Origin of the sequence: Streptomyces sp. NPDC021080 (genome assembly GCF_044333225.1) — a bacterium.
Taxonomy (GTDB): domain Bacteria; phylum Actinomycetota; class Actinomycetes; order Streptomycetales; family Streptomycetaceae; genus Streptomyces.
Map to the genome: position 1 here is coordinate 1 of NZ_JBIRQM010000023.1, position 24,913 is coordinate 24,913.

Annotated in this window: 24 protein-coding genes; 13 read left to right on the forward strand and 11 right to left on the reverse strand. The window is 70.7% G+C overall.

Annotated features, from left to right (window positions below; translation table 11 throughout):
- Nucleotides 1-122: 122 nt before the first annotated feature.
- From ACH4S8_RS39185 to ACH4S8_RS39205, 5 genes are all read right to left on the reverse strand, one after another.
- Nucleotides 123-1,676, reverse strand: coding sequence for an ATP-binding protein (locus tag ACH4S8_RS39185; RefSeq protein WP_398403030.1), 1,554 nt, complete (start codon nt 1,674-1,676; stop codon nt 123-125).
- Nucleotides 1,677-2,402 (reverse strand): response regulator transcription factor, encoded by a 726-nt coding sequence (locus tag ACH4S8_RS39190; RefSeq protein WP_398403032.1) that lies wholly within the window; start codon nt 2,400-2,402, stop codon nt 1,677-1,679.
- 134 nt (nt 2,403-2,536) lie between these two features.
- Nucleotides 2,537-4,495 (reverse strand): amino acid transporter, encoded by a 1,959-nt coding sequence (locus ACH4S8_RS39195; protein ID WP_398403034.1) that lies wholly within the window; start codon nt 4,493-4,495, stop codon nt 2,537-2,539.
- A 257-nt stretch (nt 4,496-4,752) separates the two neighbouring features.
- Nucleotides 4,753-5,451 (reverse strand): class F sortase, encoded by a 699-nt coding sequence (locus ACH4S8_RS39200; protein ID WP_398403036.1) that lies wholly within the window; start codon nt 5,449-5,451, stop codon nt 4,753-4,755.
- Nucleotides 5,452-5,762: 311 nt separating this feature from the next.
- Nucleotides 5,763-6,527 carry a hypothetical protein gene (locus ACH4S8_RS39205; protein ID WP_398403038.1) on the reverse strand — a complete coding sequence of 255 codons (765 nt, stop codon included), beginning with the start codon at nt 6,525-6,527 and terminating at the stop codon, nt 5,763-5,765.
- Between the two features lie 541 nt (nt 6,528-7,068).
- Between ACH4S8_RS39205 and ACH4S8_RS39210 the strand changes: the two genes are divergently transcribed.
- Nucleotides 7,069-7,806: an SDR family NAD(P)-dependent oxidoreductase gene (locus ACH4S8_RS39210; protein ID WP_398403040.1), complete on the forward strand. Its 738-nt coding sequence runs from the start codon at nt 7,069-7,071 to the stop codon at nt 7,804-7,806.
- A 115-nt stretch (nt 7,807-7,921) separates the two neighbouring features.
- Here the strand turns inward: ACH4S8_RS39210 and ACH4S8_RS39215 are convergent, their stop codons facing one another.
- Nucleotides 7,922-8,359, reverse strand: a complete 438-nt coding sequence (locus ACH4S8_RS39215) for a hypothetical protein (RefSeq protein WP_385401794.1) — start codon at nt 8,357-8,359, stop codon at nt 7,922-7,924.
- Nucleotides 8,360-8,940: 581 nt separating this feature from the next.
- On the opposite strand from ACH4S8_RS39215, the gene hemL reads away from it, so the two are divergent.
- The 7 genes from hemL (at nt 8,941) to ccsB (ending at nt 16,789) form a co-directional block, all read left to right on the forward strand.
- Entirely contained in the window at nt 8,941-10,257 is a 1,317-nt protein-coding gene (gene hemL / locus ACH4S8_RS39220; protein ID WP_398403043.1) for a glutamate-1-semialdehyde 2,1-aminomutase, read from the forward strand.
- Complete coding sequence (locus ACH4S8_RS39225) at nt 10,254-10,955, forward strand: histidine phosphatase family protein (RefSeq protein ID WP_398403045.1); 702 nt, start codon at nt 10,254-10,256, stop codon at nt 10,953-10,955. Before hemL ends, ACH4S8_RS39225 begins: the two co-directional genes overlap by 4 nt.
- 151 nt (nt 10,956-11,106) lie before the next feature.
- The gene (locus ACH4S8_RS39230; protein ID WP_398403047.1) at nt 11,107-12,369 is read left to right on the forward strand and encodes a hypothetical protein; all 1,263 of its coding nucleotides are present in this window, start codon (nt 11,107-11,109) and stop codon (nt 12,367-12,369) included.
- A 66-nt stretch (nt 12,370-12,435) separates the two neighbouring features.
- On the forward strand, nt 12,436-13,053 hold the full coding sequence (locus ACH4S8_RS39235) for a TlpA family protein disulfide reductase (protein ID WP_398403049.1): 618 nt from the start codon (nt 12,436-12,438) through the stop codon (nt 13,051-13,053).
- A 50-nt stretch (nt 13,054-13,103) separates the two neighbouring features.
- On the forward strand, nt 13,104-13,841 hold the full coding sequence (locus ACH4S8_RS39240) for a cytochrome c biogenesis CcdA family protein (RefSeq protein ID WP_398403218.1): 738 nt from the start codon (nt 13,104-13,106) through the stop codon (nt 13,839-13,841).
- A gap of 3 nt (nt 13,842-13,844) precedes the next feature.
- Entirely contained in the window at nt 13,845-15,671 is a 1,827-nt protein-coding gene (locus tag ACH4S8_RS39245; RefSeq protein WP_398403051.1) for a cytochrome c biogenesis protein ResB, read from the forward strand.
- Nucleotides 15,668-16,789, forward strand: a complete 1,122-nt coding sequence (ccsB, locus tag ACH4S8_RS39250; RefSeq protein WP_398403053.1) for a c-type cytochrome biogenesis protein CcsB — start codon at nt 15,668-15,670, stop codon at nt 16,787-16,789. Before ACH4S8_RS39245 ends, ccsB begins: the two co-directional genes overlap by 4 nt.
- Before the next feature lie 113 nt (nt 16,790-16,902).
- On the opposite strand, the gene ACH4S8_RS39255 is transcribed toward ccsB, so the two are convergent.
- The 4 genes from ACH4S8_RS39255 to ACH4S8_RS39270 all read right to left on the reverse strand — a co-directional run bounded on the left by ACH4S8_RS39255 (nt 16,903) and on the right by ACH4S8_RS39270 (nt 20,232).
- Entirely contained in the window at nt 16,903-17,853 is a 951-nt protein-coding gene (locus ACH4S8_RS39255) for an isopenicillin N synthase family dioxygenase (RefSeq protein WP_398403220.1), read from the reverse strand.
- Between the two features lie 160 nt (nt 17,854-18,013).
- On the reverse strand, nt 18,014-18,472 hold the full coding sequence (locus tag ACH4S8_RS39260; protein ID WP_398403055.1) for a nucleoside deaminase: 459 nt from the start codon (nt 18,470-18,472) through the stop codon (nt 18,014-18,016).
- Nucleotides 18,473-18,538: 66 nt separating this feature from the next.
- Nucleotides 18,539-19,207, reverse strand: coding sequence for a class I SAM-dependent DNA methyltransferase (locus ACH4S8_RS39265; RefSeq protein ID WP_398403057.1), 669 nt, complete (start codon nt 19,205-19,207; stop codon nt 18,539-18,541).
- 41 nt (nt 19,208-19,248) lie between these two features.
- On the reverse strand, nt 19,249-20,232 hold the full coding sequence (locus ACH4S8_RS39270) for a zinc-binding alcohol dehydrogenase family protein (protein WP_398403059.1): 984 nt from the start codon (nt 20,230-20,232) through the stop codon (nt 19,249-19,251).
- Nucleotides 20,233-20,341: 109 nt separating this feature from the next.
- Here ACH4S8_RS39270 and ACH4S8_RS39275 point away from each other — a divergent pair, with 109 nt between their 5' ends.
- Nucleotides 20,342-20,677, forward strand: coding sequence for an ArsR/SmtB family transcription factor (locus ACH4S8_RS39275; RefSeq protein WP_398403061.1), 336 nt, complete (start codon nt 20,342-20,344; stop codon nt 20,675-20,677).
- Nucleotides 20,678-20,780: 103 nt separating this feature from the next.
- On the opposite strand, the gene ACH4S8_RS39280 is transcribed toward ACH4S8_RS39275, so the two are convergent.
- The gene (locus ACH4S8_RS39280) at nt 20,781-21,179 is read right to left on the reverse strand and encodes a PLD nuclease N-terminal domain-containing protein (protein WP_398403063.1); all 399 of its coding nucleotides are present in this window, start codon (nt 21,177-21,179) and stop codon (nt 20,781-20,783) included.
- Nucleotides 21,180-21,268: 89 nt separating this feature from the next.
- Here ACH4S8_RS39280 and ACH4S8_RS39285 point away from each other — a divergent pair, with 89 nt between their 5' ends.
- Genes ACH4S8_RS39285 through ACH4S8_RS39300 form a run of 4 tightly spaced genes read left to right on the forward strand, consistent with a single transcriptional unit; the run spans nt 21,269 to nt 24,850 of the window.
- Nucleotides 21,269-22,720 carry a menaquinone biosynthesis decarboxylase gene (locus ACH4S8_RS39285; protein ID WP_398403065.1) on the forward strand — a complete coding sequence of 484 codons (1,452 nt, stop codon included), beginning with the start codon at nt 21,269-21,271 and terminating at the stop codon, nt 22,718-22,720.
- A complete protein-coding gene (mqnP, locus tag ACH4S8_RS39290; RefSeq protein ID WP_398403067.1) occupies nt 22,717-23,619 on the forward strand; it encodes a menaquinone biosynthesis prenyltransferase MqnP in 903 nt (300 codons plus the stop codon). The genes ACH4S8_RS39285 and mqnP overlap by 4 nt, the downstream gene beginning before the upstream one ends.
- 31 nt (nt 23,620-23,650) lie before the next feature.
- Nucleotides 23,651-24,340, forward strand: coding sequence for a UbiX family flavin prenyltransferase (locus ACH4S8_RS39295; RefSeq protein WP_398403069.1), 690 nt, complete (start codon nt 23,651-23,653; stop codon nt 24,338-24,340).
- 54 nt (nt 24,341-24,394) lie between these two features.
- Nucleotides 24,395-24,850, forward strand: a complete 456-nt coding sequence (locus ACH4S8_RS39300) for an Lrp/AsnC family transcriptional regulator (protein WP_266761447.1) — start codon at nt 24,395-24,397, stop codon at nt 24,848-24,850.
- Nucleotides 24,851-24,913: the final 63 nt, after the last annotated feature.

A 24,913-nucleotide genomic window follows, 5' to 3' on the forward strand; every position in this document is an offset into this window, starting at 1 on the left:
AGGGGCCGTGCCGGTACATCACATGCCCGTCGCCACCGACGGTCACCTCTCGTCCGACGGCGACGGGCGGATGTACCGGCACGGCCCCGACCCACCCACCGGACCCGAACCGCACCGGTACCTCAGTCCACGGGATGCGCGCCTTCCACCGTGAAGCCGATCACCGTGCCGCCGCCCTTTCGGGGGTGGGCGAACGGGGTGCCGCCGTGGGCCGTGGAGACCTCGCGGACGATCGACAGGCCGAGGCCCGAGCCGGGGAGACTGCGGGCGTCGGCGGCCCGGTAGAAGCGGTCGAAGACGCGTACGAGGTCTTCGTCGCCGATGCCGGGACCGCGGTCGAGCACCTCGACCCGGACCGATCCGGGTCCGTGACGCCCCGCGGAGCCACCGGAGCCGCCGAGGCCGCTGCCGAGGCCGGTGGAGCTGCCGGGAACGGTGGAGCCGGTGGGGAGGGCGGGGCCTGCGGGGGCGTCGGCGGGATGGTGGGTCGCGCCCGGGCGCGGCGGCGGGCCCGTCACCACGATCTCGATCGGCTCCGTTCCGCCCCGGTCGAACTTGGCCGCGTTCTCCACGAGGTTGGAGACCGCGCGCTGCAGGGCGCTCGGGCGGCCGTCGACCGCGGTGTCGCCGGTGGTCCGGACGGTGATGTCCCGTCCGGTGCGGCGGCGGGTGACGATCGCGACGTCCTCGGCGAGGTCGGCGAGGTCGAGCTGCCGTACGGGCTCGGTGTCCGACTGGCCAGCCGCGAGGGCGACGAGTTCGTTGACCAGGTCGGTCAGCTCCCGGGACTCCAGGGCCAGGTCGGCGACGAGTTCCTCACGGGCGTCCGGTGGCAGTTCGTCGATCCGGCGGAGCATGGAGATGTTCGTCCGCAGGGAGGTCAGCGGCGTACGCAGTTCGTGTCCCGCGTCCTGGACCAGGCGCCGCTGGTCCTCCTCGGACTGGGCGAGGCGGCCGAGCATCCGGTCGAAGGACCGGCCGAGCCGGGCCACCTCGTCGTGCCCGGTGACCGGCACCTGGATGCCGAGACGACCGGTGCGCGCCACGTCCTCCGCGGCCCCGGCGAGCCGCACCAGGCGCCGGGTGATGCGCCGGGCCAGCCACCAGCCGAACAGTCCCGCGGCGATCACGACGGCGCCGACGAGGACCACGGTCCGCCGCTGGAGCGTCCGGAGCAGGTCCTCCGTGTCGCTGAACTGCTGGGCGACCTGCACGGCACCTCGCCCGCCGCCCAGCGAGACGGTCGCCACCCGGTAGCGGTCGCCGGCGACGTCGACGTCCTTGTGCTGTTCCAGTCTGCCCGCCTTGCCGTCGTCGGCGACCGCCCGGTCGTGGCCGTCCACGGGCAGCGGCGGGACACCGTGGTCGACGATCGCGCCCTTGGGCCCGAGCACCTGCACGTCGGTGCGGCTGGGCCGGATGATGTCGTCGAGGGGCCCGTCGTGGTCGGGGTCGGAGGAGGCGAAGTCGCTCGGCTCCAGCGGGTGCTCGCGCACCTGGTCGCGCAGGTCCTGCACCACCTCGGCGAAGACGGTCTGCTGGTCGACCCGCACCAGTCGCGCGGCGGCGTCGTAGCTCAGGAATCCGACCAGGACCGTGACGACGGCGGCGACGGCCGCGAAGGACACGGTGAAGGTGGCCCGCAGGGAGGACACCTGCCGCAGCCGTCGTCGCACTCAGTCCTCCCTCAGGACGTATCCCACGCCCCGTACGGTGTGGATCAGTGCCGGAGCCCCCGGCTCGTCGAGCTTGCGCCGCAGATAGCCCACGTAGACGGCGAGGTTCTTGGAGCCGGGGCCGAAGTCGTAGCCCCAGATCCGGTCGTAGATGGTGGAGTGGTCCAGGACGATGCCCGCGTTGCGGACGAGCAGTTCGAGGAGCTCGAACTCGGTCCGGGTCAGTTCCAGCTCGCGCTGTCCGCGCCATGCCCGGCGGGCCTGGATGTCCATGCGCAGTCCGGCCGCGGAGATCTGGGAGCCGGACGTCTGGGGTTCGCGGGGCGCGGGCGGCGGCGCGTCCTCGTCGAAGGCGCCGTTGCCGGTGCGGCGCAGCAGGGCGCGCAGCCGGGCGAAGACCTCCTCGACGTCGAACGGCTTGACGACGTAGTCGTCGGCGCCGGCGTCGAGGCCGGCGATGCGGTCGGCGGTCTCGACGAGCGCGGTGAGCATCAGGATCGGGGTGCGGTCGCCCTCGGCGCGCAGGACGCGGCACACCTGGAGGCCGTCGATGCCGGGCATCATGACGTCGAGGACGAGGACGTCCGGCGGGGTGCGGTGGGCCTGGGCCAGCGCCTCCACCCCGTCGGCCACGGCCGTCACCTGGTAGCCCTCCAGTGTCAGTGCCCTTTCCAGGGCATGGCGGATGGCGCGGTCGTCCTCGGCGAGCAGTACGTTCTGGGGCACGCCACCAGTCTGCCAAGCCGCGGACGGCGTGCGACCTGGTGAGCGGGTCCGGGACGGGCCTTCTTACCGGCCTCTCACCCCTTCCCGGTGTGTCGGACGTGCCCGGATCGGTCCCGGTTCTCACCGGGCCGGGGTCAGCCGACGTGTACCCGGGGCCGTCGTGCGCGGTCGGGTTCGGCCTCGCGCAGGACTTCCCTGGTGACGGGGGCGACCTCGCCCTGGCCGAAGAGGAAGAAGCGCAGGAAGTTGGCGAACGGGCTGCCCTCGGTCCACTCGAAGTAGATGTGCGGGATGCCGCCGGTGGTGTCGCGGGCGTAGAGCAGCAGGGCGGCGAGGGCGTTGGGGATGGAGGCGGACTCCAGGGTGAGCACGCGGTAGCGGCCGTGCAGCACTTCGCCGCGTACGTTCATGACGGACTCGAACTCCGAGGGGTCGCCCACGGTGACCTCCAGGAAGACGAAGTCCTCCTGGGCGGGGAGGTCGTGGTCGGCGCGGATCTGCTCGATCTTCTCGCGGTACTCGGCGATGTCGCGCTTGTCGGGCTCGTTGGCGACGAAGCGCATCCGGCGGCTGGCGATGTCCCGTACGAACCGTTCGGCCATGTCGTCCATGGTCATGCTGGTCACCCGCAGTTCGAAGGCGCGGGCGAGCCGGGAGAGCAGGGAGACGAGCATGATGCCGGCGATGAAGCAGGCGCCGATCTTCACACCGTCGGGGCGTTCGATGATGTTGACGACGGTCGTGTAGAGGAAGACGGCCGAGATGGCGGCGAAGCCGATGGTCCAGTGCTTCTGGCGGGCCTTGCGGGCGGCGATGGTGACGGCGATGGCGGCGGAGCTGATCAGGACGAGGACACCGGTGGCGTACGCGCCGCCCTGCTTGTCCACGTTGGCGTCGAAGATCCAGGTGACCAGGAACGCGATCAGGGTGAAGACGATCACCATGGGGCGGACGGCGCGGGCCCAGTGGGGGGCCATGCCGTAGCGCGGGAGGTAGCGCGGCATGAGGTTGAGCAGTCCGGCCATGGCGGAGGCGCCGGCGAACCACAGGATGCAGATGGTGGAGATGTCGTAGACCGTGCCGAAGGCGTTGCCGAGGTACTCGTGGGCGAGGTAGGCGAGGGCGCGGCCGTTGGCCTGGCCGCCCGGCTGGAACTCCTTCTCCGGGATCAGCACCGTGGTGATGAAGCTGGTGACGATGAGGAAGACGCTCATGATCACGGCGGCGGTGGTGAGCAGCTTCTTGGCGCCGCGGATCCGGCCGGTGGGCTTTTCCTCGGTGTCGCCGGAATCGCCTTCGACGTGCGGCATGACCGCGACTCCGGTCTCGAAGCCGGACAGGCCGAGCGCGAGTTTCGGGAAGACGAGCAGGGACACGCCGATCATGGCGAAGACGTTGCCGTGTTCGGCGGTCAGCGCGGTGGTCCAGTCCGTGACGAGGTGCTCGTGGGTGATCACCTCCCAGACTCCCGAGATCGCGACCACGACGTTGAGCCCGAGGTAGATGCCCACGAGCACGACCGCGACGCCGATCGCCTCCAGGAAGCCCTTGAGGAAGACCGCGCCCAGCAGGGCCACCAGGAACAGGGTGATCACCATCTGCTTGTCGTGCAGGGCGCTGTTCAGATGGGGGTTCTCCACCAGGTGGGTGGAGGCGTCGGCCGCCGAGAGGGTGATGGTGATCAGGAAGTCGGTGGCGGCGAAGCCGAGGAGGGTGAGGACGAACAGCTTGCCCTTCCAGAAGGAGAGCAGGCGTTCCAGCATCGCGATGGAGCCCTCGCCGTGCGGGCTCTCCTCGGCGACGCGGCGGTAGACGGGCAGTGCGCCCGCGAGGGTGACGATGACGAGCACGACGGTCGCCACGGGGGACAGCAGTCCGGCGGCGAGGGCGGCGATGCCGGGCTGGTAGCCGAGGGTGGAGAAGTAGTCGACGCCGGTCAGGCACATGACGCGCCACCAGCGCTGGCCCTTGTGCACGGGCACGGGCTCGGCCGGCTTCGGCAGCTGGCGGCCCTTGCTCTTGCTGATGTCGGAGAGGCCTTCCAGCATCCACGCCCGCAAGCGGCTCGGTGGGGCGGGCTCGGTGCTGGCCATCGGTGACTCTCCTGACGTACGTCTCTTCGAACGATTCCGGCCATCGAAAAGACGGCGCCCATCAGCGTATGCAGAGAGTGATCCATGGGCCCGAGCGTCCAGGGGCCTCTGGCGTCAAGCTTGCGTTAAGACCTGCTGGTCGCGCATCACGAGAGCGCCGAGCGGCCCCCGCGAGGTCGGCCGGCCCCCGCCCGCCGGCGGGGGCACCTCGACCGGCTCCACGGGTCGCCGCGGAGCCGGTGGACGGTTCTTTCCCGTCAGACGAGATGGGCGAAGACCACCAGGTTGTCGGTGTAGTCCTTGACGGTGCGGTCGTAGGCGCCGGCGCAGGTGATGAGGCGGACCTCGGCGTCGGAGGTGTCGGCGTACACCTGGTCGTCGGGGAAGGCGTTCTTCGCGAAGGTCTCGGCGTTGTCGACGACGAAGGACGCCGTCCGGCCGTCGGACCGCTCGACGCTGAACGTGTCGCCCTTCTTCAGGTTGTCGAGCCTCGCGAACACGGCGGCGGAGGTCTTCGTGTCGACGTGCCCGGCGATGATCGCCGTCCCCACCTCGCCGGGGGAGACGCCCTTGGCGTACCAGCCGACCAGGTTCGTGTCGTTCGCGGGCGGGGGCTGGAGCTTGCCCGTGCCGTCGATGGACAGTTCGGTGAAGGGCGCGTCCACCGAGATCTTCGGGATGAGGAGCCGGGTCGGTTCGGCCCGGGGGAGATGTCTCCCGGCCGGGCGGTCGTTCGAGGGCGAGGCCGAGGACAGGGGCACGTGCGAGTGCGTGGGGGCCGCCGCGGCGGGGGAAGCGGGGGAGGGTCCGGACGGTTCGTCCTGGCGGTGGAGCACGTTCGTGGCCAGAAGGACCGCGACACCGGCACACCACACGACCCAGGTCACACGACGCCGGAAGGCCCGCTCGGGCGGCACGTGCGGGGTCTCGGCAGGAGAGGACAACCGGGCTGCCATCGGGTACCACCTCATCGGGTCGGGGCAGCGGAGCGGATCGGGCGGGGACAGCGGGGACGGCAGGGAACAACGCGAACAGCGCGAACAGAAGGAACAGAGGGAACAGAGGGAACAGCAAGAGCGGCACAGGGGCAGGGGCGGCAACAGCAGCGTCAGCAACAGCAGCGTCAGCAGGGACAGAACAAGGACCGACGGTGAGCGCGGAGCCGGCAGAACCGGCGGGACGAGCCGGGGAGCAGAGGGGGAGAGACCGGCCGGGCCGCCACGGGGTGAGAGGGCGGCGGCCCGGACCGCTATGTCGTCAGGCATGGTCAGGCCACACCACCCTCGGAGCGCCTACGGCGCAGCATGTACACGCCCGCGGCGGCGAGGCCCAGGACCCCGACTCCGCCTGCCGTGACGCCCGACGACGTGGCGAGACCGCCGCCACCGGTGTGCATGCCGCCGTGCGGCCTCTCCTCGGACCCCTTGCTGCTCGAGTCCCACGAGCCCTTGTCCGTCCCGGAGCCCCACGAGCCCTTGTCCGTCCCGGAGCTCTTGTCGCTCCCGGAGTCCCAGGAGCCGCTGCTCTGGCCGGAGCTGGAGGAGTCCTTGTCCTTGTAGGTCTCCGGGTCGTACTTCTTGTCGCCCTTCCAGGAGTCGTCCGTCTTGAGGGACGTCAGCGCACCGCCGCCGGTGTGCACGCCGCCTTCCGGCTTCTGGGGGTGCCAGCTGGGCTTGCCGTGGTCGCTGGGCTTGCCGTGGTCGCTGCCGTATCCGGAGTCGTCGTGCTCCTTGCCGTACCCGGAGTCCTCGTGCTCCTTGGTGGGCGAAGAGGAGGCCTCCTGCTCCTTGCCGTATCCGGAGTCCTCGTGCTCCTTGGTGGACGAGGAGGAAGAGGCGTCCTCGTGCTCCTTGGTGGACGAAGAGGAGGAGGAGTCCTCGTGCTCCTTGGCGGACGACGAGGAGGAGGAAGAGGAGGAAGAGGAGTCGCTGTGGTCCCAGTCGCCGGACGCGGCGGCGTACGCGCCCGGGGAGGCGATCGCGAGGGCGGCGGTGGCCGTCGCGGCGGCCAGGAGCATGCGGGCAGATCGCATTGTCGAAGTCCTTCCGTCAGAACCAGGCAGCTGACCTCTTGTCAGCAGGCGAAAACCCGGTGCGACGTGATTAACCGTCAATCCGATGAGCGAACCGCACCACCCGGGAAACTCACCCGGCTTAGGGCGAAGGCTCCGTCCGTCGGCCGCCCCGGAGATCGCCCGAGGACAGCCCAACTCTCTGACCTGGCGATTCGTCACATTTGCAGGAGGCGGGACCGTCCGGAGGGGCGTTGTGCGCATGACCCGATCGGCGGCGACACGTCTGCGTCGCCGGATGGGCCGTGCGAGGTGCTCACCGTCAGATCCCTTTGTCCCGGCGGCTCTTGTCCTGGGGAAGTCATGGACGAGTCATGGGCGAGTCATGTCCTGACGGCGACTCGGGAGCCCTGCTGCTCGGACGCCCGGCGACTCGGGACGTCCGGCCACGCGCGACGCCTCCGGGCGAGGGAGAGCGGGAGCGGCCTCCTTGTCGTCACACTGATGGTTCGCGTCGTGAAGGGGCGCGAAGAGGCGTGAAGAGACGCGAAGAGAGACAGCCATGCGCAGCGGGCGGAAGATCACGGTGGTGACCGGCGGCAGCCGCGGTATCGGTGCCGCCGTCTGCCGGCGGCTGGCCCTGGAGGGCCATGACGTCGTCATCGGCTACCGGTCCGACCGCGAGGCGGCCGAGAAGGTGGCGGACGCCGTCGCGGACGCGGGCCGGCGCGGTCTGCCGGTGGCCGTGGACACCTCCGACCCCGCGGCGGTCGACGTGCTCTTCGACAGGGCGGCCGCCGGTCTCGGCCCGGTCACCGGGCTGGTGAACAACGCGGGCGTCAGCGGTCCCAACGGACCGCTGGCCGACGCCGACCCCGACGGCATGCGGGACGCTCTCGCGGTCAACGTCCTCGGCTATCTGCTCTGCGCGCGCCGCGCCGTACGGGAGATGACCGCGGCCGGCGGGGGCGCGATCGTCAACGTCTCGTCCGCCGCGGCGACCCTCGGCAGTCCGGGGCAGTACGTCCATTACGCGGCCGCGAAGGCGGCCGTCGACGCCCTGACCGTCGGCCTGTCCAAGGAGGTGGCGGCCGACGGCATCCGCGTGAACGGTGTCGCCCCGGGTACGGTCTGGACCGACTTCCACGAGGACCCGCAGCGCCCGGCCAAGGTGGCCGCCGTCATCCCCATGGGCCGGGCGGGCCGGCCGGAGGAGATCTCCGGCGCGGTGGCCTGGCTCCTGTCGGACGACGCCTCGTACACGACGGGCGCGGTCCTGCGGGTCGCGGGCGGGCTCTGAGCGGTGTGTCCTCCCCCCGGTTCGCGTCACGGGGGCCGGGGAGCGGAGAGGAAGGGGCCCGGGAACGGAAAAAGCGGGGTCCGAGAACCCCGCCCGTTGCCGTCGAAGCCCTGGATCAGGGCCACACCAGGCAGTACGGCTGGTGTCCCGCCTCGTGCAGGCGGTGGGAGAAGTCCTGCCACTCGTGCAGCAGCTGGTACACGTTGAAGGCGTCGCGCGGGCCGCCCCGGTCCGGGACCGTGGACCAGATGAAGGCGGCGGCGCCGACGGCCTCCTCGCCTATGCCGCGGATCGGGTCGACGACGGTCATCGGGAGCTTGACCACGGCGTAGTCGGGGTGCAGGACGACGAGCTCGAGCGGCGGCACCTTGTTCAGGGGGACGCCTTCTATGCCGGTGAGGACCATCGCGGCCATCGTCTCCGGCTTGATCTTGGTGAACATGCCGTTCATGCCGAGCTCGTCGCCGCCGAGTTCTTCGGGGCGCATCGAGATCGGGACCCTGGCGGCCGTCGCGCCGTCCGGCGCGCCGAAATATTTGTACGTCACCCCCACTCGGCCACCATTCCCGCTCTCCGCCCGCAGTCGTTCGACCGCGCGATCGATCTGTTCGTCGGGGTCACCGTACGATCCCTGTACCTGGCCCGCTCTGCCGGCCGCTTCCTCCGCCTCACGTCGGTGCTTCCCCCGCCGGGCACGCCGAGGGTTGAGGTCATCGGTCCCCTCGCCCAGTCCGCCACCGCGATGCATATCTCCACCCGACTGCTTTTCTAAGTCGCGAGACCCCGGCCACGCAACCCGATCATCGTGACAGTGACCTCCCCCACGGTCGCACGCCGAAACGTACGCCGGAACACCTGCCCGCGGGATCTTCGCGGCCCCTGAACACCGTCGTTCATGTGAGCTGTCCGTTCGTGCCCCAGTTTCGCAGATGACCGGGGGAAGAGACCCGGATGTCGTACCGGGCTGCGTCACACCGGCCCGGCGATGGCCGGGATCATTCCTCTGTGCAGAGCCGTACGTCGGGCCGGGGCCGTTCGTTCACGGCGCCCCGCTCTTCCCCTCACGGCCCACCGGGCCCCCTGGCCTACCCTGAGGAGGTCACTAGCCCCCCGGAGTCGGAGACGTCGCAGGTCATGACCGAACTGCCTTATCCCTACGAAGCCCCAGCCTCGCAGTCGCTGTTCGACCGCGCGGCGGTCGTCACACCAGGTGGCGTGAATTCTCCGGTGCGCGCCTTCCGCGCCGTGGGCGGTACGCCCCGGTTCATGGTGTCCGGTACCGGTCCGTACCTGACCGACGCCGACGGCCGTGAGTACGTCGACCTCGTCTGCTCCTGGGGTCCGATGATCCTCGGACACTCCCACCCCGAGGTCATCGCCGCCGTCCAGGCGGCCGTCGCGCGCGGTACGTCCTTCGGTACGCCCGGTGAGGGAGAGGTCGTCCTCGCCGAGGAGATCGTCGCCCGCGTCGAGCCCGTCGAGCAGGTCCGGCTCGTCTCCAGCGGCACCGAGGCGACCATGTCGGCGATCCGGCTGGCCCGCGGGTTCACCCGGCGCACGAAGGTGATCAAGTTCGCCGGCTGCTACCACGGGCACGTCGACTCGCTGCTCGCCGCGGCGGGCAGCGGGGTCGCGACCTTCGCGCTGCCCGACACGCCCGGCGTGACCGGCGCCCAGGCCGCCGACACCATCGTCCTGCCGTACAACGACCTCGAGGCCGTGCAGGCCGCGTTCCACGCGCACCCCGGCGAGATCGCCTGTGTGATCACCGAGGCCTCGCCCGGCAACATGGGCGTGGTGCCGCCCGCGCCCGGTTTCAACCAGGGCCTCAAGGACGCGTGCGCGAAGAACGGCGCCCTGTACATCTCCGACGAGGTGATGACCGGCTTCCGCACCAGCAGGGCCGGCTGGTACGGGATCGACGGCGTGCGTCCCGACCTGATGACCTTCGGCAAGGTGATGGGCGGCGGCTTCCCGGCCGCCGCGTTCGGTGGCCGCGCGGACGTGATGGCGCACCTCGCACCGGCCGGGCCGGTGTACCAGGCGGGCACGCTCTCGGGCAATCCCGTCGCCACCGCCGCCGGGCTCGCTCAGCTGCGGCTGCTCGACCAGGCCGCGTACGACAAGGTCGACGCGGTGTCGGCGCGGATCCAGGCGTTGGTGACCGAGGCGCTCGCCAAGGAGGGTGTGACCCACCGGCTGCAGAGCGCCTCCAACATGTTCTCCGTCTTCTTCACGGGCCGTGAGGTGCGCGACTACGAGGGCGCGAAGGCGCAGGAGTCCTTCCGCTACACCGCGTTCTTCCACTCGATGCTGGCGCAGGGCGTCTACCTGCCGCCGTCTTCGTTCGAGTCGTGGTTCGTGTCGACGGCCCATGACGACCAGGCGGTTCAGAGGATCGCCGACGCCCTTCCGGCGGCGGCACGGGCAGCGGCGGAGGCCACGGCATGAGCGGGACCAGCGACAAGAACGGCGCGGGCGACATCACCGTCGTCCACCTGATGCGGCACGGCGAGGTCGCCAACCCGGACGGGGTGCTCTACGGGCGGCTGCCCGGGTACCACCTGTCCGAGCTGGGGCGGCGGATGGCCGACCGGGTGGCCGAGCACCTCTCCTCGCGCGATGTCACGCACGTCGTGGCCTCGCCGCTGGAGCGGGCGCAGGAGACGGCCACGCCGATCGCCAAGGCCCACGGGCTGGACCTGTCGACCGACGGGCGGCTCATCGAGGCCGACAACGTCTTCCAGGGCAAGACCTTCGGTGTCGGGGACGGCGCGCTGCGGCGGCCGGAGAACTGGAAGCACCTGGTCAACCCCTTCAAGCCGTCCTGGGGCGAGCCGTACGTGGACCAGGTCGTGCGCATGATGGGCGCCCTGGACGCGGCCAAGGATGCCGCGCGCGGCCACGAGGCGGTGCTGGTGAGTCATCAGCTGCCGATCTGGATCGTCCGCAGCTACGCGGAGAAGCGGCGGCTGTGGCACGACCCGCGCAAGCGGCAGTGCACGCTCGCCTCGCTGACCACCTTCACCTATCGCGGCGACAAGATCGTGTCCGTGGGTTACACCGAGCCCGCGCGGGATCTGGTGCCGGCTCATCTCCTCGCGGGCGCCAAGCCGGTGAAGGGCAAGGACAAGGCGTTCGGGGCCTGAGGGGCGGGACCGAAGAACCGGGCCAAATGGGCGCATCTTCGTAAAATCATATAAATCGGCGCGCGTTAAACGGAACCCGCGTCTTCATCGCGCCCTCTCATGGGATACAAGCTGAGAGTCAGCTGAGAGGGTGCGATGAAAAGAGGACCGTATGCGCGACGTCAGCCGAAGGGGAATGATCGGCCTCGGTGCGGGTGCGGCGACCGCGCTCGGACTCGCCGCGTGCGGCACCACCTCGGGCAAGGAAGCCAAGCGGCATCCTGAACCTTCCGCCACGGCCGGAACCGGCCGGCCCGGCGCCCCGAAGAAGCCGGCCGTGCGGCTCATCGGCGACGGCTCCACCGCCTACACCGGCAAGCAGCCGCGCCAGCCCCAGGCCCCCGTACCGCTCGAACCCGGCGAGACCCCGCCGCAGTTCGTGGTCTTCTCCTGGGACGGAGCCGGAGAGGTCGGCACCGGTCTCTTCGACCGCTTCCTCCGGCTCGCCGAGCAGCACGACGCGCACATGACGTTCTTCCTCTCCGGGCTGTATCTGCTGCCCGAGTCGAAGAAGCGCCTCTACGACCCGCCGAACAACCCCCGCGGCGCCTCGGACATCGGGTACCTCAGCGACGAGCACGTCCGCTCCACTCTGAAGCTGGTCCGTCAGGCCTGGCTCGAAGGCCACGAGATCGGCACCCACTTCAACGGCCACTTCTGCGGCGGCTCCGGCTCGGTCGGCAACTGGACGGCCCGCCAGTGGACCAGCGAGATCGAACAGGCCAAGTCCTTCGTCACCGAGTGGCGCACCAACACCGGCTGGACCGACCTGCCCCCGCTGCCCTTCGACTACGAGAAGGAGCTCATCGGCGCCCGCACCCCCTGCCTGCTCGGCCAGAACAACCTGCTGCCCGCCGCCAAGGAGCTCGGCTGGCGCTACGACGCCTCCTCGCCCGGCGGTGTCCAGCGCTGGCCGCAGAAGAAGCAAGGGCTGTGGGACCTGCCCCTGCAGGCGATGCCCTTCCCCGGGCACCGCTTCGAGGTCCTCTCGATGGACTACAACATCCTCGCCAACCAGTCGATCGCCACCACCCGGGCACCCTCGTACAACTACCCGGGCTGGCGCACCCAGGCGTCCGCGTCGTACGTGGCCGGATTCAAGCGGGCCTACGAGACGAACCGCGCGCCCTTCTTCATCGGCAACCACTTCGAGGAGTGGAACGGCGGCATCTACATGGACGCCGTCGAGCACGTCTTCACCCACATCGCCCAGCAGAAGGAGAAGGGCGCCGACGTGCGCATGGTCTCCTTCCGGCAGTTCGTGGACTGGCTCGACGTGCAGCGGCCCGAGGTGCTGGCGAAACTCCAGTCGATGGACGTGGCCGAGAAGCCCGACGGCGGCTGGCACCGCTACCTCCGGGGGCAGGCCGCCTGAAATGCGGGTTTCCGCCCGCAAGGGGGGTGCGGAAGATCCCCGAAACGGGCATGCGAAACTTTTCACATGAGTGCCGCCTGCCGCGCAGACCAGCGCCCGAACCGCCCCCGCGCCGCCCTTTACGCCGCGGGGGCCACCGTCGCCGCGCTCGCGCTGTCCGCCTGCACCTCCGGCGGCACCTCCGGCGGCGCGGGCAACAGCAACTACGTCTCCGGCAAGGACGGCATCTCCATCGTCGCCAAGGGGTCCAGGGACGCCGTCCCGGACCTCTCCGGCAAGACCGTCGACGGCAAGCACCTCGACATCGCGGACTACAAGGGCAAGGTCGTCGTCCTCAACATCTGGGGCTCCTGGTGCCCGCCGTGCCGCGCCGAGACGCCCAACCTCGTCAAGGTCGCCAAGGCGACCGCCGCGCAGGGCGTGCAGTTCGTCGGCATCAACACCCGTGACCCCAGCACCTCCCTGGCCACGGCCTTCGAGAAGCAGCAGGGCGTCCCGTACCCCAGCCTGTACGACCCGACGGGCAAGCTGATGCTGCGCTTCAAGAAGGGCACGCTCAACCCGCAGACGATCCCCTCCACGCTCATCATCGACCGGGACGGGAAGATCGCGGCCCGTACGCTGCAGGCGCTCAGCGAGGACACGCTGCACGAGATGCTCGACCCCGTCCTCGCGGAGAAGTGACCGCCGTGTCCCTTCTCCAGACGTCCGTGAACCTCGCCGCCCCGACCGGCATGAACACCACGGTCTACAGCGGCGCCCTGCTGCTCGCGCTGCCCGTCGCCGTGCTCGGCGGGCTCGTCTCCTTCTTCTCGCCGTGCGTCCTGCCGCTCGTACCCGGCTACCTGTCGTACGTCACCGGGGTCAGCGGCACGGACCTGGCCGAGGCCAGACGAGGGCGGATGGTCGCCGGGGCCAGTCTGTTCGTGCTCGGCTTCACCGCCGTGTTCGTCTCCGGCGGGGCGCTGTTCGGATACTTCGGCTCCACGCTGCACGAGTACAACGGCACGCTCAGCAAGGTCCTCGGCGCGCTGATGATCGCGATGGGTGTCTTCTTCATGGGGCTGATGCCCTGGCTGACCCAGCGCGAGTTCCGCTTCCACAAGCGCCCGGTGACCGGGCTCGCGGGGGCGCCGGTCCTGGGCGCGCTCTTCGGCATCGGCTGGACACCGTGCCTCGGCCCGACACTCACCTCCGTCAACATGCTCTCCATGGACCAGGCGAGCGCCGGGCGCGGGGCCATACTGACGGTCGCCTACTGTCTCGGCCTCGGCGTGCCCTTCGTCCTGGCCGCGGTGGCCTTCCGCAAGGCGCTCGGCGCGTTCGGCTGGGTGAAGCGTCACTACGCCTGGGTGATGCGGATCGGCGGCGGAATGATGATCGTGACCGGGCTGCTCCTGCTCACCGGTGCCTGGGACGGCATCGTGCAGCAGATGCAGACCTGGTCCGACGGCTTCACGGTAGGGATCTGATCCATGAGCAGCACTGACACCGGCAGGACGACCGGCCCGGCCGGTTCCGGGGAGCCGGACGGCGAGGACACGCCGGCCTCCCGGGAGACGCGGGACGCCCGCGAGATCGGCGAGGCCGGGGCACAGCTGTCCACCGCGCCCGTGGAGACGGCGATGCCCGGCTCCTTCGGTGGCGCCCGGACCCCGGGCGCCCGCGGATGGATCGCCTGGACCGCCCGCGAGATCACCGGCTGGGCCCGCTGGGTCTGGCGCCAGCTCACCTCCATGCGGGTCGCGCTGATCCTGCTCTTCCTGCTGTCGCTCGGCGCCATCCCCGGATCGCTGATCCCGCAGTCCGGCACCGACGCCCAGAAGGTGGCGGACTTCAAGGCCGCGCACAGCGTCCTCGGGCCCGTGTACGACAAGCTCGGCCTGTTCCACGTGTACAGCTCGGTGTGGTTCTCCGCGATCTACATCCTGCTGTTCGTCTCGCTCATCGGCTGCATCGTGCCCCGCACCTGGCAGTTCGTCGGACAGCTGCGCAGCCGTCCGCCGGGCGCCCCCAAGCGGCTGACCCGGCTGCCCGCGTACACGACCTGGCGCACCGCGGCGGAGCCCGAGCAGGTCCGCGAGATCGCGCTGAAGGTGCTCAAGCAGAAGCGGTTCCGGGCACACCTCGACAAGGACGCCGTCGCCGCGGAGAAGGGCTACCTGCGCGAGACCGGCAACCTGCTCTTCCACATCGCGCTGATCGTGATGCTCGTCGCCTTCGCCTGGGGCCAGCTCTTCAAGTCCGAGGGCGACAAGCTGATCGTCGAGGGCGACGGCTTCTCCAACACGCTCCTGTCCTACGACGACTTCAAGTCCGGCAACCTCTTCAGCACCGACGACCTGACACCGTTCAGCTTCGACCTGAAGAACTTCACCGGCACCTACGAGCGGACCGGCCCCAACAAGGGCACGCCCCGCACCTACCAGGCGGCTCTCACCTACAGCGAGGGTGCCTACGGCAAGAAGCGCAAGACGCTCGTCAAGGTCAACGAGCCGCTGGAGATCGGCGACACGAAGGTCTATCTGACCGCCCACGGCTACGCGCCCACCGTGACCGTCCGGGACGGCAGGGGCAAGGTCGTCTTCCACGACGCGGTGCCGCTGCTGCCGCTCGACTCCAACGTCACCTCGCAGGGCGCCATCAAGGTCATGGACGGCTACAAGAACGCGCAGGGGAAGACCGAACAGCTCGGCTTCTCCGCCTTCTTCGTGCCGACCTTCGCCGGGGCGGGCAAGGGCGACATGTTCTCCCAGTTCCCCGCGCTCGACTACCCGGTGCTCGCGCTGAGCGGTTTCCACGGCAGTCTCGGTGTCGACGCGGGCCTCCCGCAGAACGTGTACCAGCTCGAGACGTCCCACATGAAGCAGTTCAAGGACGCCAAGGGCCAGATCGTCAAGGCGCGGCTGCGGCCCGGCGAGACGATGACGCTGCCGGACGGCGCCGGTTCGATCACCTTCGACAAGGACATCAAGGAGTGGGCGAACTTCCAGGTCACCCAGCAGCCCGGCAGTGACTGGGCGCTGGCCGGGGCGGTCGCCGCGATCTTCGGACTCGCCGGTTCCCTGTTCATCCGCCGCCGCCGTGTCTGGGTGCGGGCGACCACCGGCGACGACGGCGTCACCGTCGTCGAGATGGCCGGGCTCGGCCGCAGCGAGTCCGCGAAGCTTCCCGAGGAGCTCGGCGACCTGGCCGCGCTCGTGCACGAACAGGCACCCACCAAGCCCGACGAAGACGCGGCACCCACCGACGCCGACGCCGAACCCCCCGTACCCGCCGCTGAAGGGTCCAAGAAGCAGTGACGCTCGCCGACGCACACGACCTGGGCGCCGTGACCGATCTGGCCACCGCGACCAACGAACACCTCGCCAACATCAGCAACACGCTGATCTACTCCGCGATGGCCGTCTACACCCTGGCCTTCTTCGCCTTCATCGCCGAGTGGCTCTTCGGCAGCCGCAGCAAGGTCGCCCGCACGGCCAACGCGCTCACAGCGAACGGCGCGGAGACGGCCGCGGCGGCCCCCGCCGTCACCGTGCGCGAGGCCGGCGGCACCACCGTGCTGGAGCGGCCGAAGGTCGTCACCCGCTCCGCGGCGGGCGCGCGGGACGTGCCCGACGGGCCCGGCGCCCACGGCGACGACGAGCAGGGCGACCTCTACGGCCGGATCGCCGTGTCCCTGAGCGTGCTGGCGTGGGGCGTCGAGGCGGCCGGTGTGCTCGCCCGCGCCATGTCGGTGCGGCGGGCCCCCTGGGGCAACATGTACGAGTTCAACATCACCTTCTCCACCGTCGCCGTCGGGGTCTTCCTCGTCCTGCTCGCGCTGAAGAAGAACGTCCGCTGGCTCGGCCTGCCCCTGATCACCACGGTCCTGCTCGACCTCGGTCTCGCCGTCACCGTCCTGTACACCGCGAGCGACCAGCTGGTCCCCGCGCTGCACTCGTACTGGCTGTACATCCACGTCTCGACCGCGATCCTGTGCGGCGCCGTCTTCTACGTGGGCGCCGTCGGCACGATCCTGTACCTCTTCAAGGACTCGTACGAGAACAAGCTCGTCAACGGCGGGACGCCCGGCAGCTTCGCCACCTCCGTCATGGAGCGGCTGCCCTCCGCGGCCTCGCTCGACAAGTTCTCCTACCGGGTGAACGCCGCCGTCTTCCCGCTGTGGACCTTCACGATCATCGCGGGCGCGATCTGGGCGGGCGACGCCTGGGGCCGCTACTGGGGCTGGGACCCCAAGGAGACCTGGGCGTTCATCACCTGGGTCGCCTACGCCTGCCACCTGCACGCGCGGGCCACGGCCGGCTGGAAGGGCCGCAAGGCCGCCTACATCGCCCTGGTCGCCTTCGGCTGCTGGCTGTTCAACTACTACGGCGTCAACATCTTCGTCGGCGGCAAGCACTCCTACGCGGGAGTCTGACCCTCCCCCACGAGCGAAGGCCGGCCCCCGTGACCCCTGTCGCGGAGGCCGGCCTTTTCCATGGGCGCGCGGTGCGTGGTGCGCGGTGCGTGGTGCGCGGTGCGTTCAGCCGGTCAGTCGAGCGTGATCGAGTCGAGCTTCTGGCGCAGATAGACGTGGGAGTCCACGGGTGCGTGGGCGACGCGGCCGACGGGGGCGGGTGCCGACTCGACCAGCGTTCCCGGTGTGCACTCGCCGAAGTACACGAGCGAGATCAGTTCCTCGGCGGGCGCGTCGGCCGGCGGCGGGAGCACCCGGTGCCGGCCCGAGCGCCAGCGGTCGCCGGTCCAGCGGGCCATGAGATCACCGATGTTGATGGTCAGCGCCGCAGGGTCGAACGGCGCGTCCTGCCAGCCGTCCGCGTCCGTGTACACCTGGAGCCCGCCCTTGCCCGCCTGCCGGTCGAGGATGGTGACGGTGCCGAAGTCGGTGTGCGGCCCGATGCGGAACTGGCCCGGCCGTGCCTCGCCGACGACCTCGGTGCCCGGATACCAGTTGATGTTGAAGCCGTACGTCGGGTGGTCCATGTGGCGGGTGAAGAAGTCCGGTGCGAGGCCCAGCGCCCGGCCGAGCAGTTCGAGCAGCAGGTTCTCCAGCCGAGCCATCTGCGCCAGATACTCCTCGCAGAGCGCCCGCAGCCGGGGGGCCTCGGCCGGCCAGACGTTCGGCGCGTACCACTGCGCGTTGGTCTCCGGGTCCTCGAACGGCTCGTGCGTCGCGAACGTCAGCGACTCCTTGAGGTCCGGCGGGGTCGCGGTGCCCTCCGCGTAGCCGTTGGCCTCGGCGCCGGGCCCGAGCCAGCCGCGCCCGCCGACCCGGGCGGCGTACGGCTGCTTGGCCGCGGCGGGCAGCACGAAGAAGGCGCGGGCCGCCTCCCGCAGGCCGCGGCGCAGCTCCGGGTCCACGCCGTGGCCGGTGACGAGCAGGAAGCCGGCCGTCCGCAGGGCTTCGTCGACGGTGCGGGCGAGCGCGGTACGGGCGTCACGGTCCCCGGAGAGCCAGGGGCCCAGGTCGACGGTGGGGATGCCGGAGGCCGCAGGGGCGGCGGAGGCCGCCGGTACAACGGGGGTCGCCGGTTCATCGGGGGTCACCGGTTCGCCGGGGGTCGCCGGTTCATCGGAGGTCGCCGGTTCGCTGGGGTTCGCCCGGGCGGTACCGGCCGCCGTCCTCGGGTCGTTCGCCGCGTCATGCACCGATGTCCTCGTTCCACAGGGCCGGGTTCTTCTCGATGAAGTCGCGCATCAGCGCGGTGCACTCGGGGTCGTCGAGCAGCACGATCTGCACGCCGTGCTCGGCGAGCCAGTCGTGGCCGCCGTGGAAGGTGGCCGCCTCGCCGACCACCACCCGGGAGATCCCGAACTGCCGGACCAGCCCGCTGCAGTACCAGCACGGCGACAGCGTGGTCACCATGGTCGTGCCGCGATACGTCCGCTGCCGTCCCGCGGCGCGGAAGGCGGCCGTCTCGCCGTGCGCCGAGGGGTCGCCGTCCTGGACGCGGCGGTTGTGGCCGCGGCCGAGCAGGGTGCCGTCCGCGCCGTACAGCGCCGCCCCGACGGGGACACCGCCCTCGGCGAGCCCCGCGCGTGCCTCCGCCAGGGCGGTCGCGAGCCACGCGCGGGCCCGTGCCTGATTGATGCGCTCCATGCCTCCACTGTCCCCCGGACTCCCCTCGCGCGCGGCCGGAACACGAGCGGTGGTGCGAGGAAGCGCTCACGGGGCCTGCGGCGGCGTCACGGGGTCGTCGGACCTGCGGGCCAGGACGAAGGCCTGCGGGGTCTTCTCCCGGCCGTCGGCCTCGCGGACGAGGCGGGCGACCTCGTCCAGGCCGGCCGCCCGCAGGAGTCCGGCGACCCGCTCGGGCGGGAAGCGGTGGACGTCGAGGTCCACGTCATGACCGTACGCGTGCTCCAGCCGGACCTGTTCGTCACCGACCTTGAAGGCGATGAGCAGATGGCCGCCGGGGGCGAGGACGCGGTGGAACTCGGCGAACATCACGGGCAGTTCACCGATCGGCGTGTGCACGGTGGAGTACCAGACGAGGGCTCCGGCGAGACTCTCGTCCGGGAGGTCGAGGTCGGTCATCGTGCCCGTCTCGAACCGCAGACGAGGATGCGCCCGGCGGGCCACCGCCACCATCCCGGGCGACAGGTCGATCCCGAACGCGTCGAGCCCCAGCTCCTCCAGATGGACCGTCACCCGCCCCGGCCCGCACCCGAGGTCCGCCACGGCCCCGCCCCCGCCGGCCCGCACCCGCTCGGCGAACGCCGCCAGCATCGCCAGGTCCAGCGGTTTCCCCGCCAGTTCGTCCTTGAGCAGTTCGGCGTAGTCGGCGGCGACGGTGTCGTAGGAGGTGCGGGTGGCGTGGAGGCGAGTGGTCATGGCGGTGCAGGCTAGGGCAGGGGTCCGACGGTCAGGGGCCCCTACCGTTCGGAACCGGCCACCCGCAGCAGCAGCTTGCCCGTGCTCGTCCGGGACCCCATCAGTGTGTGTGCCCCGGCAGCGTCCTCCAGGGCGAACTCCGCCGTCACCGGCAGGGTCACCGTGCCGTCGGCCACCGTCTCGAAGGCGCGCGAGGCGATGTCGCGGAGGGCGGCCGGGGCCGTCCGGGCCAGGCCGAGGATCGAGAACCCGGAGACCGACAGGCCGTTCGGGTAGAGCTCCGGCTGGCCCACCGTCCACGGCTCCGCCGAGCTCGCGTTGCCGAAGGAGACCAGCCGGCCGAAGGGAGCGAGGGAGGCGAGGCCGCCGCGGAGGGTCTCGCCGCCCACCGGGTCCAGGACCAGATCCACCCCGCGGCCGGCGGTCGCCGTACGCACCTCGTCCCGGAAGGCCCCCACGAACACCTCGTCGTAGCCGTTGCCGAGGGCGTACTCGGCCTTCGGCGCGCTGGACACCACGCCGTACACCGCACCGGCACCGGCCGCCTTCGCGAGCTGGCCGAGGACCGTGCCCACCCCGCCCGCCGCGCCCTGCACGAGCACCGTCTCACCGGGCTGGAGCCGGCCCACCGTGTGCAGCAGCGCGTACGCCGTGGGCAGGACGGTGGGGAGGGTGGCGCCGGTGCGCAGTCCGATGCCGTCGGGCAGCGGGAAGACCGTCACGGCGTCGGCCACGGTCACCTCCGCGTACGCCCCGCCCTCCGTGAGGGCCGCGACCTCCTGGCCGACGCGCAGTCCCGTGACGTCCGGGCCGACCGCCCGGATCCGGCCCGCGACCTCCAGTCCGGGCACGAAGGGGAGGCCGGGGACGCGGTAGCCCTCCGACCTGGCCTTGAGGTCGGCGAAGTTCACGCCCGCGTAGACCACGTCGATGCTCACCTGCCCCGGGCCCGGGTCGGGGACCTTCGCCTCGGCGACCCGCAGGACCTCGGGACCGCCGTACTCCTGGAATTCGACCGTACGCATGGCACACCCCTGATCGGCGCTCGACTGTTCAATGAAAAGCGAACACTCGGGAGTGTATGGTTTTCATCGAACACTCGGCAAGCGGATCAGGAGAGTCGGGGAGGCCGGCGTGGCGGAGCGCAGCAGTCACCGGGCGACGCCCGAGCACACCCACCCCGACGAGGTCCCGGTACCGGCCGCCCTCGCGGCGCTCGCCGATCCCGTGCGCGTCCAGCTCGTCAGAGAGCTGGCCGGGTCCCCGGAGTGGAGCCGCAGCTGCGGCAGTTTCGACGTGCCCGTCGGCAAGGCGGCGCTCAGCCACCACTTCGCCGTGCTGCGCGGCGCCGGTCTCGTGGAGCAGCGCGACGAGGGCCCGAGGCGGGTCAACCGGCTGCGCCGACGGGAGTTCGAGGCCCGCTTCCCGGGCCTCCTGGAACTCGTCCTGCGCGAGGAGCCGGCCCGCTAGCGGTCCCCGTGTCGGCGCCCGTCGCCCGGGCCGGTCCGGCCCGCGCCGCCCCGCGGGCGGGGCCGAACTCCCGCCCGTACACCTCGGGCAGGGGCGGTCGGCGTCAGGACTCCTCGTCGGTCCTGCTCTGCTCCTCGCGGCGGCGCAGTTCCTCCTCGCGGCGGCGCAGGTCGGCCTCCCAGTCCTTCAACAGGGCCTCGTCCTTGCGGTTCTCGGCCTTGAGGGACTGCAGGAACTCGGGGTTGTCGTCGGGCGCGACGAACGTCGTCCGGTGGCTGCGGTGCCACTCGGAGGGGGTGGAGCCGCCCGCGGGACCCCGGCGGCTCCGGCCCGCGACCAGCCAGGCGACGGGACCGACCAGCACCTCGCCGAAGAGCAGGATGATGATGACCCAGACCACCTTCGGCAGGCCTTTGACCTCCTCCTCCGGCGTGTTCAGACAGTCGATGAAGGCGTAGATCCACAGCGCCAGGACCAGCAGGAAGGGCAGATACCTGAGCATGGCCGAACGATCCCCCAGTGAGCGACGGCGGGGCGGCACAGGCCCCCCGGTGACGGGCACAGATTAGCGGGTGGCCGATACTTGGACACATGGCTTACGACGATCTTCGCTCCCTGCTCAGGGCGCTGGAGCGCGAGGGAGACCTCAAGCGCATCAAGGCCGAGGTGGATCCGTACCTGGAGGTCGGGGAGATCGTCGACCGGGTACAGAAGGCCGGCGGGCCCGCGCTCCTCTTCGAGAACGTGAAGGGCTCCGCCATGCCCCTCGCGATGAACGTCTTCGGCACCGACCGGCGCCTGCTGAAGGCCCTCGGGCTGAAGTCGTACGGCGAGATCTCCGAGAAGATCGGCGGGTTGCTGAAGCCCGAGCTGCCGCACGGCTTCGTCGGCGTGCGCGAGGCCTTCGGCAAGCTCGGCGCGATGACGCACGTACCGCCGAAGAAGGTCAAGGACGCGCCGGTGCAGGAGGTGGTGCTGCGGGGCGACGACGTCGACCTCGACGCCCTGCCCGCCCTGTTCACCTGGCCCGACGACGGCGGCTCCTTCTTCAACCTCGGGCTCACCCACACCAAGGACCCCGAGTCCGGCATCCGCAACCTCGGTCTCTACCGGCTGCAGCGCCACGACAAGCGCACGATCGGCATGCACTGGCAGATCCACAAGGACAGCCGCAACCACTACCAGGTCGCGGCCCGCAGGGGCGAGCGGCTGCCCGTGGCGATCGCCTTCGGCTGCCCGCCCGCCGTCACCTACGCCTCCACCGCCCCGCTGCCCGGTGACATCGACGAGTACCTCTTCGCGGGGTTCCTCCAGGGCAAGCGGATCGAGATGGTCGACTGCAAGACCGTCCCGCTCCAGGTGCCCGCCAACGCCGAGGTCGTCCTGGAGGGCTGGCTGGAGCCGGGCGAGATGCTGCCCGAGGGGCCGTTCGGCGACCACACCGGGTTCTACACCCCGCAGGAGCCGTTCCCGGCGCTGACCATCGACTGCGTGACGATGCGCAGGCGGCCGCTGCTCCAGTCCATCGTGGTGGGGCGGCCCCCGACGGAGGACGGCCCCCTCGGCCGGGCGACGGAGCGGTTCTTCCTCCCGCTGCTGAAGATCATCGTGCCGGACATCGTGGACTACCACCTGCCGGAGGCGGGCGGTTTCCACAACTGCGCGATCGTCGCGATCGACAAGAAGTACCCCAAGCACGCCCAGAAGGTGATGCACGCCGTCTGGGGCGCCCACATGATGTCCCTGACGAAGCTCATCGTGGTCGTCGACGCGGACTGCGACGTCCACGATCTGCACGAGGTCGCCTGGCGCGCCCTCGGCAACACGGACTACGCCCGTGACCTCACCGTCGTCGAAGGCCCGGTCGACCACCTCGACCACGCCTCCTACCAGCAGTTCTGGGGCGGCAAGGCGGGCATCGACGCGACGAGGAAGTGGCCCGAGGAGGGCTACACCCGGGACGGCGGCTGGCCCGAGATGGTGCTGTCCGACCCGCAGACGGCGGCGACGGTCGACCGCCGTTGGAAGGAGTACGGGCTGTGAGTTCAGCTTCCGCGGCGCTTCCGCAGCCGGGCCGCACCAAGGCGTTCCTGCGCCTCGTCATGATCGAGCACTCGGTGTTCGCGCTGCCCTTCGCCTACATCGCGGCGCTCACCGCGATGTACGAGGCCGACAAGAACATCCACTGGGGAAAGCTGCTCCTCGTGACCGTCGCGATGGTGGGCCTGCGCACCTTCGCCATGGCGGCGAACCGGATCATCGACCGCGAGATCGACGCCCGCAACCCCCGTACGGCCCAGCGTGAACTGGTCACCGGCGCGATGAGCGTGAAGCACGCCTGGACCGGCGCGCTGGTCGCCCTGGTGGTCTTCCTCGCCGCCGCGGCCCTGCTCAACCCGCTGTGCCTGGCGCTGGCGCCCATCGCGGTCATCCCGATGGTCGTCTACCCGTACGGCAAGCGGTTCACGAACTTCCCGCAGGCCATCCTGGGGCTCGCCCAGGCGATGGGCCCGGTCGGCGCCTGGATCGCCGTCACCGGCACCTGGTCCTGGGACGCGGTCGTCCTCGGTCTCGCGGTGGGCGTCTGGATCGGCGGCTTCGACCTGATCTACGCCTGCCAGGACGTCGAGACGGACCGCGAGATCGGTGTGATGTCCGTGCCGGCCCGCTTCGGCATCCCGGCCGCGGTCCGGGGTGCCCGGGTCTGCCACGCGGTGACGACGGCGCTCTTCGTCTGGTACGGGGTGGCCACCGGCGCCGGCGCCTTCTTCTGGCTGGGTCTGGTGATCGTGGCGGGTGCCTTCCTCTACGAGCACTCCATCGTGAAGCCGAACGACCTGAGCCGGCTGAACCGGGCGTTCTTCCAGGTCAACGGCTTCATCGGCATCGCCCTGTTCGTGTGTGCCCTGCTCGACCTGCTGGTGCGCGGGCTGACGGTCTGACCATGGCCGGTGGCCGGATAGGCTCGACATCATGAAGCCAGGACAGACGCAGCGCCGGCCTTGGATCGTGGGGGTGTCCGGCGCGTCCGGTACGCCGTACGCGGCCGCGGTGCTGCGTTCACTGCTGGATGCGGGGGAGAGCGTCGACCTGGTCGTCAGCAGGGCCTCACGGCTCACGCTGCTCGACGAGACCGGCCTCCCGTTCCGCGACGCCCACTGGCGGGGCGACCTGCGCGCGTGGCTGGAGCGGGGCGCCGACGGCAAGCCCGGCACCTTCGACGTCCCCGAGGAGCACCTCGACGGCGTACGGCACTGGAGCGCGGGCGACCTGGCGGCCGGTCCCTCGTCGGGCTCGTACCCGGCCGAGGGCATGCTGATCGTGCCCGCGTCCACCGCCTGCGTGGCCGGAGTCGCCCTCGGCCTCTCCAAGGATCTGCTGCAGCGGGCCGCGAGTGTCACCCTCAAGGAAGGACGGCGGCTGGTCGTCGCCGTACGGGAGACCCCGCTGAACGGGCAGACGCTGCGTCACCTGGTCTCCCTGGACGACGCGGGCGCGATCGTGGTGCCCGCCTCGCCGGCGTTCTACGCGGGTGCCACGCACATCCAGGACCTGGTGGACTTCGTCGCAGGGCGGGTCCTCGACGCGGCGGGCGTCGAACACGGCCTCTACCGCCGGTGGAAGGGCGAACTCGGGAGCGGTTCCCGGGACGTCACCCCCTAGACTCGCAAGATTCTCAAGACTTCTCAGACCTTTTCAGCGGAAGGCTTCGATCGCATGGACGCGGTGGACAGGCAGCTCATCCAGGCCCTGAGGGAGAACGGCCGGGCCTCCTACGCGGAGCTGGGGCGCCTCGTCGGTCTGTCGGGACCCAGTGTCACCGACCGCATCAACCGGCTGGAGGCGGCCGGTGTCATCACCGGGTACCGCGCGACGGTCGACTCGGCCTCGCTCGGTCTCGGTGTCACCGCCCTGATCGGCATCTCGCTGTCCGACGCGGCCGACCACGAGGACGTGGCCCGGCGGCTGCGCGACCTCAGCGAGATCGAGGACTGCTGGTTCATCGCGGGCGACGACTCGTTCATGCTCAAGGTGCGCTCCAGCGACGTCGACGGACTGGAGAAGACCATCCGGCGCCTGTCCGGGACCAAGGGAGTCTCCCGTACCCGTACGACGATCGTCCTCTCCACCAAGTGGGAGAACCGGGTCGGAGAGCTGCCCGAAGAGGAGTAGGCACACCCCGGGGGGCGAAAGGCCCAGGTGGGGGCCTTTCGTCGGCAGGGCGGGGAGTACGGT